The organism is Devosia sp. FKR38, assembly GCF_005222805.1.
In the GTDB taxonomy this organism is placed as follows: domain Bacteria; phylum Pseudomonadota; class Alphaproteobacteria; order Rhizobiales; family Devosiaceae; genus Devosia.
Map to the genome: position 1 here is coordinate 1,485,267 of NZ_STGC01000005.1, position 17,017 is coordinate 1,502,283.

Consider the following 17,017-nt stretch of genomic DNA (forward strand, 5'->3'; position numbering starts at 1 on the left):
GACGCGACTCCCCCACCAGAAGCCCGGCGGAGCCAGGAAGCTACGCCTCTCCGCCGGGTTCCGATTGCTTCAGATGCTAGTGGCTGTGGCCAGCATGGCTATGCGCCTTGGCATCGGCAGCCTCGACTTCGACATGGAGGTCCAGATGCGCGCCCATGCCAAAGTCCACCGTCAGCTCAAAGTCTTCGCCCTGCACCAGCGCCTGCGTCAGGCCGGAGAGGCGCAGCCCGAGCCCCTCGGGCTCCAGCGCAAAATGTCCGGGCGCAATCTGCACCGGGCCCACGCTTTGATAAGTCAGCGTGCCATCGTTGCCCAGCGTGGCCCCGACGATCTCGACACCGGCCGCGACGGCGGTGGCCGCACCGGCCAGCTGCACGGCGGCGCCATCATTGTCGATCTCGAAGAACACCAGCGTGTCGCCACCGGCTGCGGCGGCCCGCGCCCAGGGATGCACCACGGTCAGGCCGCCGACACTGGCCACATGGTCATGCTCATCCTCTGCCAGCACCGACTGCAGCGGCAGCAGGCACAACAGGGCAATAAGGGTGGGGCGCAGCATCGGCCAGTCTCCGTAATGATGTAACATTACTTCGATAGAAGAGCTTGGTGACGCTGGCGTGACAGGCGGCACGGGGACGACGGGCCCTGCCGGCCTGCCCAAGCGATCCAGCCCAAACTGAATCTCGATTTCCTGATAGGATGCGCCCGGCCCGTCATAGCGGCGATAGACCTCGCGGCTTTCGCCGGACAACACATGGCGGGACTGGCTGATCGCTTCGACAAGGGGCGCATAGCCCTGGGTGAACAGCGTACGCAGCGGGCCCCGATGCACCGCGCTGGCCACCATGATCGGCGCGAGATGGATCAGCTCGAACGGCCCGTCATAGGGCAGCGGCGCCGCCACCGGGCGACAGATGCGCCAATCAAACAGCGTCTTGCCATCCCTGGGCAGATCGCGAGCGATAAAGATCCAGGGCGCGCTGGCCACCATGCCAACCCGGGCAATCTCGGCGTCCAGCTGCGGCGACAGCGCGGCGGCGGTCGCCTTGACCTGCGCAATCGACAGGCGCCGCGGCGCCGACAGCGCCCAAATCTCCGGTGTTTCAACCACTTGCATCGCCTGTCTCCTGGCCGGCACGCTAGGGCGCAACGAGTTTGGCTGCAAAGCCAAGGCGAGTTTTTTTGTTCCTTTGCGCCGGAGAAACTGACCGAACGCGAAAAATCATGCCCCCGAGGGGCAAACAAAAAAGGCCCGGATCGCTCCGGGCCTCTTTCATTGTCTCAATCTAATCCGCTCTAGCTCTTCTCGGCCGTTGCCTTGGGCTTTTTCGGCTTGGGCAGGGCCTTGGGCTTTGCGGGGCGTGGGGGGACGGCGATCAGTTCGAGCTTGGCGTCGGGGCCTTCGCCCAGCACGGCGACGGTGACGGTGCCGCCGTTGACCAGTTCCCCAAACAGCACATGTTCAGCCAGGGGCTTTTTGATGTGCTCCTGGATGACGCGGCCCAGCGGGCGCGCGCCCATGCGCTCGTCATAGCCGCGCTCGGCCAGCCAGTCGGCGGCAGCGGGCTGCAGCACAATGGTGACACCGCGCTCGGCCAGCTGGCCTTCGAGCTGGAGCACGAACTTCTCGACCACGCGGCGCACGACTTCGCGCGGCAGCGGGGCAAACGAGATGATCGCATCCAGACGATTGCGGAACTCGGGCGTGAAGGTGCGGTTGATCGCCTCTTCATCGTCGCCCTGCTCGCGCTTGCGACCGAAGCCGATTGGGCTGCGGGCCAATTCGCTGGCGCCCACATTGGACGTCATGATCAGGATGACATTGCGGAAATCCACCGACTTGCCGGTGTGATCGGTCAGCTTGCCATGGTCCATGACCTGCAACAGGATGTTGTAGAGATCGGGATGGGCCTTCTCGATTTCGTCGAGCAGCACCACGCAATGCGGGTTCTGGTCGACGCCATCGGTGAGCAGACCGCCCTGGTCAAAGCCGACATAGCCCGGCGGGGCACCAATCAGCCGGCTGACCGTGTGGCGCTCCATATATTCGGACATGTCAAAGCGCAGCAGTTCGACACCGAGCGTATCGGCCAGCTGCTTGGCGACTTCGGTCTTGCCCACGCCAGTGGGGCCGGTGAACAGATACGAGCCAATCGGCTTTTCCGGTTCCCGCAGGCCGGCCCGGGCCAGCTTGATGGCCGAGGACAGGGCCGTGATGGCGGCATCCTGGCCGAACACCACGGTTTTCAGGCTCTGCTCGAGACTGCCCAGCAGTTCCGCATCGGACTTGCTGACCGACTTGGGCGGAATGCGCGCAATGGTGGCGATGGTCGCCTCAATGTCCTCGACATCGATGATCTTCTTGCGCTTGTCGGCGGTGACCAGCATCTGCGCCGCACCGGTTTCATCGAGCACGTCGATGGCCTTGTCGGGCAGCTTGCGGTCGTTGATGTAGCGGGCGCTGAGCTCGACGGCGGCCTTGAGGGCGTCGTCGGTATAGGTGACCTTGTGGAAGGCCTCGAAATAGGGGCGCAGGCCTTTGACAATCTCGATGGCGTCCGGAACCGTCGGCTCATTCACGTCGATCTTCTGGAAACGGCGGACCAGCGCCCGGTCCTTTTCGAAGAACTGGCGATATTCCTTGTAGGTGGTCGAGCCGATGCAGCGGATCGCGCCCGAGGCGAGAGCCGGCTTGAGCAGGTTGGAGGCATCGAGCGCGCCGCCCGAGGTGGCGCCGGCGCCGATCATGGTGTGGATTTCGTCGATGAACAGCACCGAATTGGGGAGCTTTTCGAGCTCCTTCATCACCGCCTTGAGGCGCTCCTCGAAATCACCGCGATAGCGCGTGCCGGCAAGCAGCGAACCCATGTCGAGCGAATAGATGACCGCTTCCTTGAGCACTTCGGGCACATCGCCCTCGATGATCTTGCGGGCCAGGCCCTCGGCAATGGCCGTCTTGCCCACGCCGGCGTCGCCGACATAGAGCGGATTGTTCTTCGAGCGGCGGCACAGCACCTGGATGGTGCGGCGCAGCTCGGCATCGCGGCCGATCAGCGGATCGATCTTGCCCAGGCGGGCCTTCTCGTTGAGGTTGACGCAGAAATCGGCCAAGGCCGAGCTCTTCTTGGCCTCGGCACCACCTTCGGCGTGGTTTTCGCCATCCTCGGCACCGCGCACCTTGCGCTCCTCGCTGGGACCCGACTTGGTGATGCCGTGGCTGATGAAATTGACCGCGTCCAGCCGGCTCATGTCCTGCTGTTCGAGGAAATAGGCGGCATGGCTTTCGCGCTCGGCAAAGATGGCCACCAGCACATTGGCACCGGTCACCTCTTCGCGACCCGATGACTGCACATGGATCACCGCGCGCTGGATCACGCGCTGGAAGGCCGCAGTCGGCCGGGCATCCTGGCCATTGGCCACGATCAGGCTGTCGAGCTCTTCATTGATGAAATCTTCGAGGTCGCTCTTGAGCGCGTCGACATCGACATCGCAGCCGGTGAGCACGGCGATGGTTTCCCGATCGTCGGTCAGGGCGAGCAAGAGGTGTTCGAGCGTAGCGAACTCATGGTTGCGCTCACGCGCCAGGTTCATCGCCTGATGCAGAGCCTTTTCAAGTCCGCGAGAAAATGAGGGCATATGATGTTCCTATTGCTTTTCCATCACGCATTGCAGCGGATGCTGGTTCTTGCGTGCCGTATCCATGACGCGGGTCACCTTGGTTTCAGCGACCTCGTATGGATAGATGCCGCACTCACCCACCCCCTTCTGGTGAACATGCAGCATGATCTGCACGGCCTCTTCACGCGATTTGTTGAAGACGTCCTGCAGAACGAGAATGACGAACTCCATCGGCGTGTAGTCGTCATTGAGCAGCACCACGCGGTACAGATTTGGCCGCTTGGTCTTGGGCCGGGTCTTGGTGATGGTGCCCGTTTCGGTGCCACCCTTGCCCGGTTCGTGCTTGTCTGGCCCCGCATGGGCAGTCCCGGGCGCCAGACGCAGCGCGGCTGGGGCCTCGTCGGTTCGTGCGAGGAGGTCATCGAAAGTCATGGCGGTACATCTGTCGTGAGAGAAACGAAGCAGCATGGTGAGCAGCATTATGTAGGCAAATTCGGCCCCGTGTTAAGGGGCATGCAGTCCCGAATTTGTGATGTCAGCAATTGCAGGGATTTGGCCGGCAAATCGGCCTTTGCCGGCGTCAGAAGGGCTTGTATCCGAGTCCGGCACGGGGCGCATCAGCCTGTTGAACCCACCGGCATCGACGCGCCTTCCACCGACTCCGATCGGTAACTGATCGCTTTCCGGTTGTGCGCGATGCCCGGGCGTTCACAGGCCGAACGCCCACAGATGGGACCTGACCCAGCAGGATGGCAACTGCCCCGCCGCGGAATCGCCGGGCCATCGTCACCCAGTTTCCACACCCCAGCCAAAATCGACAGCATTTTACGGATTCGTAACGGGGGACCACTAAGGTCGGCAACGTTATTGGCGTGTACGGGTGCGTGGGGCTCCTCCGGACAGGCCAGGTGTTGTTGCGTACGGGCACAGAAGTGCACGAGAGTATTGGAGTATCGGGTGGCTTCCCAGGCGAAATCCCCATGGCGCATCGTTTTCATGCGCGCCCTTGCCACGGTTCTCGTGGCTCTCGCCGTCACAGCGCCCACCATGGCGCCTGCCCATGCCATCGACAATCTGCGCAAATATGCCGGCATCGTGGTCGACGCCAAATCCGGCAAGGTCATGTATGAAGAGGCGGCCGACAGCCGTCGCTATCCGGCCTCGGTCACCAAGGTGATGACGCTCTATGTCCTGTTCCAGGAACTGAGCGCGGGCAATCTGCAGCTCTCCACCAAGATGACCGTATCGGCCCATGCCGCCGCCGCCGTGCCCACCAAGCTCGGCCTGCGCGCCGGCTCCACCATCACGGTGGAAAATGCCATCAAATCGCTGGTGACCCTGTCGGCCAATGACATGGCCCGCGTCATCGCCGAGCATATCTCGGGCTCTGAGGAACGCTTCGCCGAACGCATGACCGCCACCGCCCGTGCCCTGGGCATGCGCAACACCACCTATCGCAATGCCTCGGGCCTGCCCGACGGCGGCCAGGTGACCACGGTGCGCGACCAGGCGATCCTGGGCATCGCGGTCTATCAGCATTTTCCGAACTACTATGAGTTCTTCCAGACCCGCAGCTTCAGCTACGGCAAGTCGACCTATGGCAACCACAACCGCGTGCTGGGCTATATGGGCGCCGTGGACGGCATCAAGACCGGCTATATCAATGCCGCCGGCTCCAACCTGCTGACCGCCGCCCGCAAGGATGGCCGCCACATCGTTGTCGTCGCCTTCGGCTTCAACTCGGCCGGCGCCCGCGACGAGAAGGTGCGCAACCTGGTCGCCACCTATCTGCCCAAGGCCCGCAGCGGCACCTACCTGGCCCAGATCGCCCAGCCGGGCCGCCAGGGCGGCGCCGTGCAGGTCGCCGTGGCGCAGTCGCCATCGGCAACCCCGGTCTTTGTGGTGCCCATGCCCCTGCCCGGCTTCCGCCTGGCGCAGCTGGTCGCCGCCAATGGCGCGTTGCCGCAGGCGCCGCTCAACCAGGCCGCGCCGCAGGTGGCCCTGGCCGACACCACTGCGCCCATGCCCGCCCCCATGCCCGCCGACCTCGGGCTGCAGCCGGCCGTGCAGGCCGCCAATACGCTGGCCGCCCCCACCCAGGCGCCCGAAGCGGCCTATCCCAGCCAGGACGTGATCGGCGCCTGGCTCAGCGACACCTATAATCTGGGCGCGCCGCCCTCGGCCCTGGGCCAGACCGCGCCCTCCGCCCCGCTCGACATGGTGCCGCCCGCCAATGTGCAGGCCGCCCCTGCCGCGGTCGACCTGATGACCTCGGGCAGCGTTGACACCGCCGACACCGGCACGGCACCGGGCAGCTGGGTCGTGCAGATCGGCGCCGGCCCGTCCGAAGACAGCGCCCGCGCCATGCTGGCCGACGCCGCTGGCAAGGCCGGCAAGCTCGGTGATTTCCGCTCCTATGTGGAGCGCTTCGAAAAGAGCGGCCAGGTGTTCTACCGCGCCCGCTTCGTCGGCTTCGGTGGCCGCGAGGACGCCACCGCCATGTGCAACCAGCTCAAGCAGCAGAACATGAGCTGCCTGGCCATGCAGAGCTGAGACCAGACGACAAGAACGAGCCGGGGCCACAGCGCTGCCGGCCACGAGGGGAAGCAAATTGGTGCCTGTGTTTGGAGTAGCCCAATGAGCGAACGTACTGCACTGATCGACCTGGCCAATTTCGTTGGCCGCTCGAGCCTGCTGGCCGATGACATGGCGGCGCGCAACCGCGTGCTGAGCGGCATCACCCAGCGCCTGCTGCCGCGCAAGCGCAGCGTCGGCGACCTGCTGGGCGTGGTGCTGGCGCTGTCGGCCCGCACCCGTCGCATGGTGCAGGATCCGGTGCATGTGGACATCGACGTGTTCGCCCCCGGCGGCGGCCGCGCCGTGCTGCTGCACCTGGGCAAGCGCTGAGCGCCGCCCCCACCCGCGCGACCTAGCTCTCGCTGTTCATGATGCTGACGAAGCGGTTGCGCGCGTCAGCCGTCGATGAGCGGCTCGCCGCCAGCGCCCTGCGCGCTTCGGCCTTTTCGCTGACCGGCAGGTTCAGCGCCTCCACCAGGCTCCGATACTCTTCCCGCGCGCCGGCATGCGACAGCGTGGGCAGGCCCGACAGGGCCTCATCGTCGAGCGGATCAAACACCGTCAGCCCCATCGAGAACAGCGAGCGGAAGATGACGCGCTCGGCAATGCCGTCGGCTACCCGGCAGCCCAGACGCAGCGCGATGCGCTCCAGCATCGACTGCACCTGGCGCATATTGCGCGAGCTGAGCATGGAGATGCGGTTGCGCACCAGCACCCAGTCAATGGTCTTGCCATCGATGGCCAGCCGCTCCGACCGCGCCCGCTGCACCAGCCTGGCGTAATGGCTCATCGAGCGCGGTTCGCCATCGAGCGGATCGAACTCGGCCATGACATTGAGATCGATCAGGCTGTCGTTGACCGGTGTGATCAGGGTATCGGCCAGCGAATGCGCCAGCCGGGTCAGATTGGTGTCAAACCCGGGCGTATCGATGATGAGGAAATCGGCGTCATGCTCCACCTCCCCCACCGCCTGGCGGAACAGGTCGAACTCCACCCTGTTGTTGGCCTTCAGCGAATCCGTCTGTGCCAGGGGCAGATGGAAATGGGTGGTGTGCGGAATGCGCAGGTCACGGTTCTTGGCCCAGCTGCGCCGGTTGCGCACATAATGGGTCAGCGTCTGCTGGCGGCTGTCGACATCAATCGAGGCGACCTTGTAGCCCAGATACAGCAGATAGATGGCCAGATGAAAGGCCGTGGTCGACTTGCCCGACCCGCCCTTTTCATTGCCAACGACAATGACGTGTACGCCTTTCCCGCTCACCGTAATCCCCCAGAATTCCGGCACAATTGTCCGGCCTGGCGGCCGCGCTGGCAAGCCGCCTCATGGTGAATAAAGGTTAAACGCTTAACGTCGCGCTCAGGCGGAGAGGCGCATCGGTTCAAGTACCTGCGGCTGCGGCAGATTCAGCGACAGCACCAGATTGCGATATTCCTGCCGCGCCGCCACATGCGAGACGCTGGCCGCCTCGGACCCCACCACATCGTCCAGCGGATCGAACACGGTCAGGCCCGTGGGGAAGAGCGAGCGGAAGATGACGCGCTCGGCTATGCCGTCGGCAACCCGGCAGCCGAAGCGGGTGCCGATGGCTTCGAGCGTGGCATGCACCTGGCGCGCATTGCGCGAGCCCAGCATGGAAATGCGGTTGCGCACCAGCACCCAGTCCACGCTCTCGCCGGTGACGGCCAGGCGCTCGGACCGGGCGCGCTGCACCAGGCGCGCATAGTGGCTGGTCGAGATCGGCACGCCCGTCTCGGGGTCGAGCCGGGCCAGCACATTGATGTCGATCAGGCTGTCGTTGACCGGGGTGACCAGCGTATCGGCCATGGAATGGGCCAGACGGGTCAGATTGGTGTCAAAGCCGGGCGTGTCGATGATCACATAGTCCACGCTGTCCTCGACCTCGCCAATGGCGCGGCGGAACATGTCGAACTCGGCCTGCTGGTTTTCCTTGACGGAATCGCCCCAGGCCGACGGCAGGTGGAAATGCTTGGGATTGGGCAGATCGAGGCCCTTTTCGCGCCCATAGGCGCGGCGGTTGCGCACATAATGGGTCAGCGTCTGCTGCCGGCTGTCCACATCCAGGCTGGCCACGCGATGGCCGGCATGCAGCAGATAGATGGCCAGGTGGAAGGCCGTGGTCGACTTGCCCGACCCGCCCTTCTCATTGCCCACCACAATGACATGCGCTCCGCGTCGTGCCATCGCCGACTCCCAAATCAGTGCAAAATACGTCTGCACCAACAAGGGCTTTTATGGTTAACAGAGCCTTAATCCCGAGCGCTGCGCAGGCCTATATGAGCCCCAGCTTGGCCAGGTCCGCCGCCAGCGCCAGCGACTCGGCATTCTCATTGGCGCCCAGATCCGGCGGCGCGTCCTCGGGCTTGAGATAGCGCCAGCCCTGAAAGGGCCGCTTGGGATAGGGCAATGTGCGGATCAGCTCGGGCGACAGGATAATGTCGCAGTAGGTTTTGCCCTCGGCATCGGTATAGGGCGCCAGCCGCAGGATGGGCTGGCGGCACACCACCTGCCCCGCAATGACCCAGTAGATCGAGGATTTCCCCTCCATCTCCTCGGCGCGCTTGGGCATCATGCGGGTGCGATGCACATGCACATCCTCGCCGTAGTTCGCCCCCCACCAATGGGCACGCTCATTGCGATAGCTCTCCAGCTCCTCAAAGCTGGAGACGCCCACGCACAGCTTGATCATATGGATCATGCCAGGGTCCCCGGCTTGACCCGGCCCTGGATGACATCGATCTCGTCGTCATCGACCACCCAGGGTTCATGCAGGGCCTGGGCCAGCCAGTCCTGGAAGGCCGGCAGCGCATAGATGGCGTCGACATAGGCGCTGGCCCGGTCGGACACCGCCAGATCATAGGTGCGGATGCGGGTGGCCACCGGCGCATACATGGCGTCGGCCGCCGTGAAGGCGCCAAACAGGAACGGTCCGCCCGAGCGGTCCAGCAGGCCGCCCCACAGGGTTTCGAGGCGATGCAGGTCCCGCGCCACCAGATCGGCATCGACGCGGCCGGGATGGGACGCCCGCAGGTTCATCGGCGCATGGCTGCGCAGGGCGGAAAAGCCTGCATGCATCTCGGCCGCGGCAGCCCGCGCCAGTGCGCGCTGGGTGCGATCAGCCGGCCAGATGGCTTTGTCGGGAAAGCAATCGGCCAGATATTCGATGATGGCGATGGTCTCGGGCAGCACCAGATCGCCATCGATCAACAGCGGCACCTTGCCGGTGGGCGAGCGCTCGGCCAGCGTCTCGCGCCAGCGCGGGCCGGAGAGCTGCAGCACCTCATCCTCGAAGGGGATGTCGAAATGCCTCAGCACCAGCCAGGGCCGCAGCGACCAGGTGGAATAATTGCGATTGCCGATCAACAGCTTCATCAGACCGCTCCCTTTGCAAGCAGAAGGGCGCCCCAGTGGCCGGGGCGCCCTCCCAAATCCATGTCAGTGAATAACCCCGGCGTCAGACGCCAGCAACTACCGTCAATACCAGTCCCATCGAAAGCAGGCAGACCAAAGTCCAGGTCGCTGCACGCCACATGGTGGCCTTCGGTTGACTCCGCATCAGTCGCTCCTTGTCAGCCGTTCACGCCGGGCTCCGCGGTGGCGTTGCGCGCACACCTCACCCGGTCATAAATCGTTAACCCCGTCACAAAAGCTTTGCAAGCGGCCAAGATGCCACACTCGCCGCCGGCCCACAGGGCAATTTTGCTCCGGTGGAGCAAAATCAGGCGACGAGGCCATGAGAGCTAAGCTCGAATGGCAGCGGACAAAATCACACAGCCCGCCCCGCCAGCCGCCGGAACACCGAATCCCCGCTGCGCGCCCGCCAGGCGTCGAGGATAACCGCGATATTGTCGTCGGCCGACTGCTCGGCATGCACCTCGAAATCGTAGTCCCGCCCCACATGGATGGTGGCGAAGTCCTGCGCCGCGCTGCCGATGGGCCGGTCGCCGCGCGCCTGCTCGCGTGCGATCAGAAGCGGCAGCGGGCAATGCACGCCGACAAAGAAGACGTCAAAACCGGCGAATAGCGCCACCAGCTGCTCGAGCCAGCCGTCGGTATCGAGGATATGCTCAACGATCAGATTATTGCCGGCCGCGGCATAGGCGGCCAGCGAGCGGTGGAAGCCATCAAAAAACGGCGCTCGGGCCGCCTTCCAGTTGAACTCGCCCGATTTGAACCGGGCCGAGGGCAGAACCCCGGCATCGCGCAGATGGTCGATGGAAATATGCCAGAACGGCGCATCGATGCGCGCCTGCAGCCCGCGCGCCAGCGTGGACTTGCCGCTGCTGGACGCGCCATGCAGCACGATGATGCGGCCCGGCTCGACCATCTAGAACAGCCCGAACCACAGCCCGGCAATGCCCAGGAAGGCAAAGAAGCCGACCACATCGGTGACGGTGGTCACAAACACCGCCGAGGCAATGGCCGGGTCCGCCTTGAACTTGTCCAGCGTCAGCGGAATGAGAATGCCCGCCGTACCGGCAACGATCAGATTGATGATCATGGCCAGGCCAATGACGATCCCCAGCTGCAGATTGTCAAAGCGCAGCCAGGTGACCAGCCCGATCAGCAGGGCAAAGACCACGCCATTGACCAGGCCCACCACCATTTCGCGCCGCACCAGCCGTCGCACGCGCGACCCGTCGAGTTCGCGCATCGAGAGGGCGCGCACGGTAACGGTCATGGTCTGCGTGCCGGCATTGCCGCCCATCGAGGCGACGATGGGCATCAGCACGGCCAGCGCCACCATCTGCTCGATGGTGGCATTGAACATGCCGATCACCAGCGACACCATGACCGCTGTGAACAGGTTGATCACCAGCCAGGGCACACGGCTGCGCACGGTATCGATGGTGGAATCGGAAATGTCCTCGTCGCCCACGCCGGCGAGCAGCTTGATGTCCTCGTCGGCCTCTTCGTGGATCACGTCCACCATGTCGTCGATGGTGAGCACGCCGACCAGCCGCCGGCTCTCGTCAACCACGCCGACTTCGACAAGGTCGTAGCGCTCGAAGTCGCGGGCGGCCTCTTCCTGATCCTCATTGGCATCGACCAGCACCAGATTGGTGTTCATCAAAGCCTCGATCATGGTCGAGCGCGCCGCGCGGATGAACTTGTCCAGCGGCAGGGTGCCAAGCACCTGATAGGAGGCATCCACCACATAGATCTGGTAGAACTCGTCCGGCAGGTCGGGATTGCCGCGCAGATAGTCGATGGTCTGCCCCACCGTCCAGAACGGCGGAATGGCGATGAAATCGGTCTGCATGCGCCGGCCGGCCGATTCCTCGGGGAAATCCAGGCTGCGCTTGAGGCTGAGCCGCTCGAAGGTGGGCAGCTTGGCCAGCACTTCGTCGCGGTCGACCTGCTCGAGATCTTCCAGAATGGTGACGGCGTCGTCGCTGTCCAGCCCCGCCACGCCGCGGGCGATTTCGCTATTGGACAGCGCATCGGTGATCTCGATGCGGACGCTTTCATCGACCTCGGTCAGCGCCGAATAGTCGAACAGATCGCCCAGGGACTGCACCAGTTGCAGCCGCTCATCGGGATCGAGCGATTCCAGCACGTCGCCGACGTCGGCGGCATGCAGCGGCGCCATGACGGTGGCGACATCCTCGGCGCGCCCGGCGGCCAGAAAGGCCCGCAAACGCTCGAGCCAGAGCGGACTGATGCGATCCTGCTCGTCGCGGAACACATCCGCGTCGACGTCGGCATCGCGATGAGGGTCTGTCTCGAAGTCTGTGCTCATCGGAGCCCCTTGCGTAGCGGTCCTGCGGGGATGTCCAGCTGTAGCCAATCGGCCGGTGTTTCGCCAGACTTAGTCTCGCTGGTGCAGGCAGTTATGCGCCATTGTTGCGCCGCCATATCCAGCGCGGCCGGGCGAGCCCTGATGTCCGTATTGATCCGCCAGAAAGCCCGGTTTGTGCCCCACTGAGGTCCAAACTTCGCCCAATTGGCCATTTAGATCACGATTGATTGAAGCAAGATGATTTCAACAAAAGGAACTTCACCAAATGTCCAAGAATCTGCTTGCCCCCGCCGCCGTCGTTCTGGCCCTGACCCTGGCTGCCTGTGGCGGCGACGCACCGGCCAATAACACCAGCACCACGCCAGCGACCACCACGGCACCGGCGACCCCTGCCGCCCCCGCCGACACCATGGCGCCTGCTGCACCGGGCAACACCACCACTCCGGCTGCCCCGGCCGACACCATGGCCCCTGCTGCGCCAGCCAACACCATGGCGCCCGCGACCACCAACTGATCGCACAGGCACAGGCTTCTCCCAGCCAGGCCGCCCCTCGGGGCGGCCTTTGTGTTTGGGCGATTGGTTCTAGGCGATGCGCGCCAGCGCCAGCAGCCAGGGCAGGCTGACTAGCGCGGAGCCCAGCAGCGTCGCCATCGCCAGAAACGCCGCGGCGGCCAAGGCAGTGCCCCCCTGCTTGACGGCCCAGCGCTGCAGGCGATCGATCTTGTCCAGATTGCCCAACCCCAGCACCACAACGCCCACCAGGGCCCAGGCGCCGCCGCCCAGCGCGCCGACCGCCCCGCCAATGGTCAGCAGCGCGCCCAACGCCCAGCTGAGGCGGGACAGGAGCTGCAGGTCAGCGGCGGACAGGTGATAGAAGAGAACGGATTTGATGGACGGCATGGTCTAGGCTCCCGATCTTGCGGACCGGCGGCCCGCTGCTGGCCACAAAATGCCACCCATCCCAGCAAGCCACCAGAATCAGAAAAGGGCCGCCCGGTGGGGCAGCCCTTTTTCTTGTTTCATCCCGAGGGATGATTGGTGCGGTCGAGAAGACTCGAACTTCCACGTCTTGCGACACAGCGACCTCAACGCTGCGCGTCTACCAATTCCGCCACGACCGCACACTTTGGTAGAGCCACGCCCTTTGGGGGCGAAGCGAGTGGGGATGTAGCAAAGCTCGGTGGTAACCTCAAGCGCTTAAATCAACTATTGCGCTGGCCTGTGCACAGCCTGGAGTGAAACGCGGCGCCCGGGGGCGCTGCAGGCCCGTTGCAGCGGGACGAATCGGGGCTGGCCCCTGCCCGCTGCGGCGGCGCTCGCTAGCCGCGGCGACGCGATTTGCTGGTGATCTGCACACGCAGGTGACCATCTTCGACGCTGACTTCGCCATGGGCGATCAGCGTGCTGTTGGCATAGATGTTCAGCGGGTCGTTCTCACTGGCGTCGAGCTCGATCACCGCGCCGCGGCCCATGCGCAGCAGGTGATGGATGGGCATGGTGGTCGCGCCCAGTTCGACGGTGATGTCCACTTCAATATCGTCTAGAGTGTTCATAGATATGTCTGGAACCTGTCCCGGCACGGCAAAGAGTCGCCGCACACCTCTATAGGACGATCCTCCGACAGCCATGGTTATGGAACCATTAACAAACGACACCCAGAACTGCGAAATCCGTAACAAACTGGCACGCAGTGACGCGCGGCCGGTGCAATGGATCATTTCGCCCGAGCCCGTGCCCTACCCCCAGGCGCTGGCCGCCATGCGCGCCCGTGCCGCCGCCATTGCTGCCGGCGCGGCCGAGGAGGCCATCTGGCTGCTCGAGCATGAGCCGCTCTATACCGCCGGCACATCCTCGGTACCGACCGACCTGCTGAGCAACCGATTCCCGGTGTTCGATGCCGGCCGGGGTGGGCAATATACCTATCATGGCCCTGGCCAGCGCGTGGCCTATGTCATGCTCGACCTGACCCAGCGCGGCCGCGACATCCGCTGCCTGGTGCAGGGCCTGGAGGATTGGGTGGTCGACACGCTGGCCGGCTTCAACGTGGTGGCCGAAAGCCGCCCGGCGCCGCGGATTGGCGTCTGGGTCAAGCGGCCGGACAAGGGCGTGCTCAAGGAAGACAAGATCGCCGCCATTGGCGTGCGCGTCTCCAAATGGGTGACCTTCCACGGCATTTCGCTCAATGTGGCGCCCGACCTCAGCCATTATGACGGCATCGTGCCCTGCGGCATCACCGACCAGGGCGTGACGAGTCTGGAAGACCTTGGCCAGCTGGTCTCCATGCCCGAAGTCGATTCGGTGCTGCGCGGCGCCTTCGAACGCCGCTTCGGCCCGACCATTTCCGCATCCGAGCAAAGCCTGCTAAGGGCTGGATTGCCCGGTCAGGGTGACTAGACTGCCCTGACATGCCCGTTTTCAGTGCCAACCCCAGGAGCCAGCCATGACGTTGGACGACCTCAAGCGCCTCTTCACCCGCCAGACCCTGTTCCGTCTGGATGCGATCCTGTCGCCCAAGCTGGTGCCGATTCTGTATGCCCTGGGCCTGGGCGGCATCCTGCTCTGGGCGGTCAGCCACCTCTTCTTTACCTTCAGCTTCGGCTTCGGCAATGGGCTGTGGGGCCTGCTGGAAATCGCCGTGTTTGGCCTGTTGGCCCTGGTGGTGCTGCGCATTGCCTGCGAGGCGCTGCTGGTGTGGTTCAAGACCCATGAGCAGAGCGGCGAGACGGTCAACCGCTCGCGCTATTCGGCCTCGCTGCTCGACGAAGTGCGCGACGCCATCCGCGAACTGGCCGAGGAAGGCGAGGAGCCCGACTATGCCGAGGCTGACGAATATATCACCCCCGCCACCGAGCCGGCGCCCTATGTGCCTTCCGCGCCGCCCAGCGCCACGGTGACGCCGGTGAGCCCGGTGAGTGCAGCGAGCCCGGTGAGCGCAGCGAGCCCGGTCAGCCCCGCCATCAAGGCGCCGCGCCGCACCGCCAAGCGCACGCCGCCCGCCAAGGACGATATCTGAGGCTTGCCGCCTCCAGACACAAAAAGGCCGCGCGGACAGCAGTCTGCGCGGCCTTTTCGATTCAGCTCATCAAGCGCTTAGCGCTTGTTGACGCTCCAGGCGCCCGGACCGGCAAACACCAGGTACAGGAACACAAAGCAGAACAGCACGGCGGCATCGCCGAAGTTCTGGGTCGGGAAGATGCTGCCGGGGGCATGCACCATCCAATAGGCAACGGCCATGGTGCCCGAGGCGATGAAAGCGGCCGGACGGGTGAAGAAGCCGACGATGATCAGCACGCCGGTGACGATCTCGATCAGGCCAGCCGCGCCGAACAGGCTCATCAGCGGCGGCGTGCCGCCATCCATGGCGGGGAAGCCGAGCACCTTCTGCGTGCCATGCAGCAGGAACAGCAGGCCGCTGACAATGCGGAGCACCGCGAGGGCCTGCGGCGCATAGGCGGAGAGACGGTCGAACATGGGTAAACTCCGAAAACTAGGTCCATGGCGCGACGACGTGTCGCGCTCAAAGCCCACCTAGCGGCAATCGGACGACCAGACAAACCAGCGAAGGCTGCACACACTGTTCGCTCTCCCGAACAGTAACTTCCGCGTGTTCGCCATTTTGGGAACACCTGCTGCGGCCTGGCCGGGACGGTGGTCACATTGCGTAACCGTCTCGATTTCTGTATGACGCAGCCAACTTATCCAACATTGGACCTCCCGCTCACATGAGCCAAGCGCCAAAAATTGGCCTCGTCAGCCTCGGCTGCCCCAAGGCCCTCGTCGACAGCGAGCGCATCATGTCGACCCTCCGCGCCCAGGGCTATGCCTTCAGCCGCGACTATGCCGGTGCAGATATCGTGCTGGTCAATACCTGCGGGTTCCTCGATTCCGCCAAGCAGGAATCGCTGGAAGCCATCGGCGAAGCCCTCAACGAAAACGGCCGCGTCATTGTTACCGGCTGCCTGGGCGTCGAAGAAGAGCTGATCCGCAAGACCCACCCGTCGGTGCTGGCCATCTCCGGCCCGCACCAGTACGAGAATGTGGTCAACGCGGTGCATGAGCATCTGCCGCCCGTGCCCAACAAGTTTGTTGACCTGGTGCCCGAGCAGGGCCTCAAGCTGACGCCGCGGCACTACGCCTATCTCAAGATTTCCGAGGGCTGCAACAACCGCTGCTCGTTCTGCATCATCCCGCAGATCCGCGGCGATCTGGCCAGCCGCCCGGCTGCCGGCATCCTGGGCGAGGCCGAAGGCCTGATCCGCAATGGCGTCAAGGAGCTGCTGGTCATCTCCCAGGACACCAGCGCCTATGGCGTTGATATCAAATATGCCGAAAGCAATTACCGTGGCCGCCCGGTCAAGGCCAAGTTCTATGATCTGGCCAAGGAACTGGGCCAGCTGGGCGCCTGGGTGCGGCTGCACTATGTGTACCCCTACCCCCATGTCGACCAGATCATGGAGCTGATGGCCGAAGGCCTGGTGCTGCCCTATCTCGACATTCCGTTCCAGCATGCCTCCCCCACCGTGCTCAAGGCCATGCGCCGGCCCGCCCATCAGGACAAGACGCTCAACCGCATTCTGAAGTGGCGCGAGCAGGTGCCGGACCTCACCATCCGCTCGAACTTCATCGTCGGCTTCCCCGGCGAGACCGAAGAAGACTTCGAGATGATGCTCGACTTCATCGAGGAAGCCGAGATCGATCGCGCCGGGTGCTTCAAGTACGAGCCCGTCACCGGCGCCCCGGCCAATGAACTCGACGGCATCGTGCCTGACGAGGTCATGCAGGACCGCTTCGAACGGCTGATGGAAGTGGCGCAGAATGTCTCCACCGGCCAGCTGGCCAAGAAGGTGGGCCGCACCATCCAGGTGCTGGTCGATGACGTGCAGCCCGAGGCCAACCAGGCCATCGCCCGCTCCAAATGGGACGCGCCCGAGATCGACGGCCAGGTGATCATCGCCAATGCCACCGGCATCAAGCCGGGCGACATGCTCGACGTGGTGGTGACCGACAGCGACGAATACGACCTGTTCGCCACGCCGGTGACGGCACTGAACTAGACTCT

The 17,017-nt window shown here is 64.3% G+C and carries 18 protein-coding genes and 1 tRNA gene; 6 read left to right on the plus strand and 13 right to left on the minus strand.

The features are described from left to right. Positions 1-76: 76 nt before the first annotated feature. The 3 genes from E8M79_RS12090 to clpS form a co-directional block, all read right to left on the minus strand. Complete coding sequence (locus tag E8M79_RS12090; protein ID WP_137152144.1) at positions 77-1,117, minus strand: copper chaperone PCu(A)C; 1,041 nt, start codon at positions 1,115-1,117, stop codon at positions 77-79. Positions 1,118-1,296: 179 nt separating this feature from the next. Continuing rightward, the gene (gene clpA / locus E8M79_RS12095; RefSeq protein WP_137152145.1) at positions 1,297-3,636 is read right to left on the minus strand and encodes an ATP-dependent Clp protease ATP-binding subunit ClpA; all 2,340 of its coding nucleotides are present in this window, start codon (positions 3,634-3,636) and stop codon (positions 1,297-1,299) included. A gap of 9 nt (positions 3,637-3,645) precedes the next feature. Continuing rightward, entirely contained in the window at positions 3,646-4,050 is a 405-nt protein-coding gene (gene clpS, locus E8M79_RS12100; RefSeq protein ID WP_137152146.1) for an ATP-dependent Clp protease adapter ClpS, read from the minus strand. Between the two features lie 564 nt (positions 4,051-4,614). Here clpS and E8M79_RS12105 point away from each other — a divergent pair. Further along, entirely contained in the window at positions 4,615-6,171 is a 1,557-nt protein-coding gene (locus E8M79_RS12105; protein ID WP_137152147.1) for a D-alanyl-D-alanine carboxypeptidase, read from the plus strand. Between the two features lie 84 nt (positions 6,172-6,255). Beyond that, positions 6,256-6,525 carry a hypothetical protein gene (locus tag E8M79_RS12110; protein WP_137152148.1) on the plus strand — a complete coding sequence of 90 codons (270 nt, stop codon included), beginning with the start codon at positions 6,256-6,258 and terminating at the stop codon, positions 6,523-6,525. Positions 6,526-6,547: 22 nt separating this feature from the next. On the opposite strand, the gene E8M79_RS12115 is transcribed toward E8M79_RS12110, so the two are convergent. From E8M79_RS12115 to mgtE, 6 genes are all read right to left on the minus strand, one after another. Beyond that, positions 6,548-7,456, minus strand: coding sequence for a division plane positioning ATPase MipZ (locus E8M79_RS12115; RefSeq protein WP_137152149.1), 909 nt, complete (start codon positions 7,454-7,456; stop codon positions 6,548-6,550). Positions 7,457-7,552: 96 nt separating this feature from the next. Further along, entirely contained in the window at positions 7,553-8,398 is an 846-nt protein-coding gene (locus E8M79_RS12120; RefSeq protein ID WP_137152150.1) for a division plane positioning ATPase MipZ, read from the minus strand. Between the two features lie 88 nt (positions 8,399-8,486). Beyond that, entirely contained in the window at positions 8,487-8,912 is a 426-nt protein-coding gene (locus E8M79_RS12125) for a DUF1489 domain-containing protein (RefSeq protein WP_248304980.1), read from the minus strand. After that, complete coding sequence (locus E8M79_RS12130; protein ID WP_171015841.1) at positions 8,909-9,586, minus strand: glutathione S-transferase family protein; 678 nt, start codon at positions 9,584-9,586, stop codon at positions 8,909-8,911. Before E8M79_RS12130 ends, E8M79_RS12125 begins: the two co-directional genes overlap by 4 nt. A gap of 394 nt (positions 9,587-9,980) precedes the next feature. After that, positions 9,981-10,541, minus strand: coding sequence for an AAA family ATPase (locus tag E8M79_RS12135; RefSeq protein ID WP_137152152.1), 561 nt, complete (start codon positions 10,539-10,541; stop codon positions 9,981-9,983). Continuing rightward, positions 10,542-11,957, minus strand: coding sequence for a magnesium transporter (mgtE, locus tag E8M79_RS12140; RefSeq protein WP_137152153.1), 1,416 nt, complete (start codon positions 11,955-11,957; stop codon positions 10,542-10,544). It lies immediately after the preceding gene. 265 nt (positions 11,958-12,222) lie between these two features. Between mgtE and E8M79_RS12145 the strand changes: the two genes are divergently transcribed. Continuing rightward, positions 12,223-12,471 carry a hypothetical protein gene (locus E8M79_RS12145; protein WP_137152154.1) on the plus strand — a complete coding sequence of 83 codons (249 nt, stop codon included), beginning with the start codon at positions 12,223-12,225 and terminating at the stop codon, positions 12,469-12,471. 69 nt (positions 12,472-12,540) lie between these two features. Here the strand turns inward: E8M79_RS12145 and E8M79_RS12150 are convergent, their stop codons facing one another. The 3 genes from E8M79_RS12150 to E8M79_RS12160 all read right to left on the minus strand — a co-directional run bounded on the left by E8M79_RS12150 (position 12,541) and on the right by E8M79_RS12160 (position 13,511). After that, complete coding sequence (locus tag E8M79_RS12150; RefSeq protein WP_137152155.1) at positions 12,541-12,858, minus strand: hypothetical protein; 318 nt, start codon at positions 12,856-12,858, stop codon at positions 12,541-12,543. Between the two features lie 136 nt (positions 12,859-12,994). Then, a tRNA-Leu gene (locus E8M79_RS12155) sits at positions 12,995-13,079 on the minus strand. Between the two features lie 198 nt (positions 13,080-13,277). Further along, on the minus strand, positions 13,278-13,511 hold the full coding sequence (locus E8M79_RS12160; RefSeq protein WP_137152156.1) for a FliM/FliN family flagellar motor switch protein: 234 nt from the start codon (positions 13,509-13,511) through the stop codon (positions 13,278-13,280). A 73-nt stretch (positions 13,512-13,584) separates the two neighbouring features. Between E8M79_RS12160 and lipB the strand changes: the two genes are divergently transcribed. Continuing rightward, positions 13,585-14,352, plus strand: coding sequence for a lipoyl(octanoyl) transferase LipB (lipB, locus tag E8M79_RS12165; RefSeq protein ID WP_137152157.1), 768 nt, complete (start codon positions 13,585-13,587; stop codon positions 14,350-14,352). Between the two features lie 46 nt (positions 14,353-14,398). Next, positions 14,399-14,971 carry a DUF4282 domain-containing protein gene (locus E8M79_RS12170; protein WP_137152158.1) on the plus strand — a complete coding sequence of 191 codons (573 nt, stop codon included), beginning with the start codon at positions 14,399-14,401 and terminating at the stop codon, positions 14,969-14,971. Between the two features lie 77 nt (positions 14,972-15,048). On the opposite strand, the gene E8M79_RS12175 is transcribed toward E8M79_RS12170, so the two are convergent. Further along, entirely contained in the window at positions 15,049-15,429 is a 381-nt protein-coding gene (locus tag E8M79_RS12175) for a DoxX family protein (RefSeq protein WP_137152159.1), read from the minus strand. A 251-nt stretch (positions 15,430-15,680) separates the two neighbouring features. Between E8M79_RS12175 and rimO the strand changes: the two genes are divergently transcribed. After that, positions 15,681-17,012 carry a 30S ribosomal protein S12 methylthiotransferase RimO gene (gene rimO, locus E8M79_RS12180; protein WP_137152160.1) on the plus strand — a complete coding sequence of 444 codons (1,332 nt, stop codon included), beginning with the start codon at positions 15,681-15,683 and terminating at the stop codon, positions 17,010-17,012. The last annotated feature ends 5 nt before the right edge of the window (positions 17,013-17,017 follow it).